General features: G+C 69.4%; 1 protein-coding gene. It reads right to left on the minus strand.

The annotated features are described in order from the left end of the window. Positions 1-1,065: 1,065 nt before the first annotated feature. Positions 1,066-2,787, minus strand: coding sequence for an albusnodin/ikarugamycin family macrolactam cyclase (locus ACIRD3_RS40445; RefSeq protein WP_402227125.1), 1,722 nt, complete (start codon positions 2,785-2,787; stop codon positions 1,066-1,068). Between the last annotated feature and the right edge of the window lie 106 nt (positions 2,788-2,893).

The following is a 2,893-nucleotide window of genomic DNA, read 5'->3' on the forward strand; positions in this document are numbered from 1 at the left end:
TCGTCCGCACACGACAGAACCGACAGACCCACCTGCCAACCGACCACCGGACACGCGAAAGACCCCGCAGCGACAGAGCTGCGGGGCCTTCGTGGCTCAACCAGACAAGCGATGCCGGACCACCGTCAGGCCAGCCCCCGGCATCCTGAGGTGCCGGTCCAGTGGGGCCCTGGGGAATGCCGGCGAGCGCCCCGGGTTCTGTGCACCGGGAAGCGCCATCCGCAGTCACAGCTGTAGAGCTCGTGGTCCAGGCCGGATACGAATCGGAAGGGCAGGGCCGCCGAAGCGGGTCGTGGGGCCGTGAGGTGCCGCAGCCGGGTTCTGGATCCGTGGACGTGGAAAAGGTCTGGGGAGCAGAAGCGTCCTTGAGTAGGGTTCTTCGCGCGCGAGAGGATCCCTTCGACCATGCGAAGCATGGCTGTGACAAGCGCTGAGCAGCCCCTGCGGCTCACCACGTCGAGGCACGGGTCCTATTTCCCTGTGTCGCGTGCGGGTGAGGGCACGGGACTTCCTATGGAAAGAACCGCGTCTGACTTGTCATTCGGAGAAATGCTCGGCGCTTAGCTCGTACCGGCCTCGTTCCCTCTCCTTGTCGGCGCCTTGGCGGTGCTGCCTTGTGATCAACCGGGAGGGTGCTGCCTCATGCTCGGTGGGAGTGTCTGGGGCGAAGCGGAACGCTCCGCAAGGTTGCTGTCGTGCTGTCAGATCTCTGGTAGTGATGTCGGCCGGACCCCGCCCACACAGTGGGCGCAACAAGACGGCCGACCCCGAAGGGGGCGACCACGCACCTGCCGGCCCGCCAGGGCCGACCCCCTGGCGGGCCGGAGCGGTGGCCAAAGGCCCGCCAGGGCCGACGCCACCGCACAGGCCCACCAGGCCAGAAGAACCGCCACGCCGAAGGCGTGACCACGGCACGGTGGCCCGGCACGGTGGCCAAAGGCCCCCCAGGGGCCGACGCCACCGAGACGGTGAACGCCACCGGGCCACAACACAGCCGCCCCCGCAGGGGGCGACCGCTTCTTCAAAGGCTCTGGGGGCGGGGCCGACTGGCCCCGCCCCCAGAGATCAGACCTCCTGTGCCTGCCACTCAACGGTCCAGGCCACTGCTGCTGTCCTGTCGAGCGCCCGCAGCCATACCTCCATGGCCAGCATCGGCTCCAGTGATCCGAAGGGCGTTCTCACCCCGATGACCGCCTTGCGCAGGGTCTTCCGGACCTCACCGGGCTCGATCAACCCCAGCTCGGCCAGTCGGCCGTCGGCCAGATCGGACACCGCTGCCAAGTGAGCCCGCAGCCCCTGGTGGTGATCCGCATCGAACGCACCCTTGGCGTTGCGGGCCGCGATCTCGGCCGGGAGTACATCGGCCAGGGCCTTCGCGAGCAGTGGCTTGTAGCTCCAGGCAGAGCCGCGTTCCGCCTCGGGGGCGGAGAGCACTGCCGTGACGACGGCCGCGTCAGTGAACGGGTTGTGGAACGTTACTCCGAACGTCTCGGCGACCTGGGCGTCCGCCCGCGCGGTACGGCCCACCATGCGCATCTCGTGGAGGAGTTCGCTATCCGACCGGCTCCAGTCCGTCCAGTCCGGGTAGCTGCCCTGGACGGCCGTCGCGAGTTCGCGGGCTCGGGGGGTGATCCAGTCAGCCATGAGGGGGGCGAAGAGCCCCGTGGGCTTGGTGGAGATCGCCTCGCGCAGCAGCGGCCACGGGCTCACCTGGAACAGGCGTGCCAGCCCCTGGGTGTGGCGCACGAGTTGGATCAACTGCCGACGTCGTGCGAATTCGGCCAGGGTGTTCGGCTGCCACAGGAGGCTGTCACCGCCGTCGCCGGTCTGGTGGGAGTCGCTGCCGTAACCGCGGAGCACCTCCAGCTGTGAGGCCAGCCGGGCGAAGGTGATGGTGGACGGCGCGGGCTCGTCTGTGGCAGGCACCTCGTCCAGCCTTGCGTAGGGGAGGTGATCCTCGCCCAGCGGCAGCGCCGTGTGCTCGACCATGGGGTGCTGGTCGATTGCCAGCCGAGCGTAGTGCAGGTCTCCGCTGCCTCCGTCCTGCCCTTCGGGGTGGATCGTGAACGTTCCGAGCTGCTGGCGGCCCGTGAGGTGCCTTGCGGCCAGCAGTCCGATCGAGGTCGAGTCCATGCCTCCGCTCAGATCGGTCGTGGGCCGGTGGGCGTTCCTGACCCGCACGGCCACGCCGCCCTCGAGGGCGGCCCGCAGTTCGCCCGGCGCGTCAGCCGATGAGATGGACCGCGGCTGCCACGACGGCTCCGTCAGGGGCCGGTGCCCCGGACGCAGCGAAAGTCGCGAGCCGGCCTCCACGTACTCGACCCCGGCGAAGGCAGAGCGGCCTCCCGGGCTCCTCGTGGGGTGCACCAGCGAGGTCGCCAGCCACTGGGTGTCGACGTTGCCTCCGACCAGCGGGGCCAAGGCTCGGGAGCTGGAGGCCCAGATCGTGCCGTTCTCGAACTGCGTGGTGTAGATCGGGCAGGCACCTGCGGCATCCGTGTACACGATCAAGCCGCGCTCGTCGGCGACGACGACCGTGTAGGAGCCGGGCCATACCGGCGGGGTCGTGTTCCTCGGGTCGAGCAGCACGGCCAACTGGGTGCGGTCCGCCTCGCAGGGGCCGAGCACCGCGATGTTGCGCCGCTGGTGGTTGTAGACCTTCACCTCGTGCGACGGCCAGTGACCTACCAGCCACAGGGGGAACGGTCCGTCCCAGAGACGACGCGCTCCTTCGGGCACAGGCACCTCGGCACCCGTGCATCCGACTCGTCCGCCAAACCAGCGCATTGCAATTCCTCTCTGTGTCGGGGTGGGGCGGCGCCCCCCGGTGTGGGGGGCGCCGCTGGTGGGTCAGACCTGGTAGGGGTAGCGCTTGTCGTCGCTGCCGCTGCCG

This window comes from Kitasatospora sp. NPDC093550, assembly GCF_044764985.1.
GTDB lineage: Bacteria > Actinomycetota > Actinomycetes > Streptomycetales > Streptomycetaceae > Kitasatospora.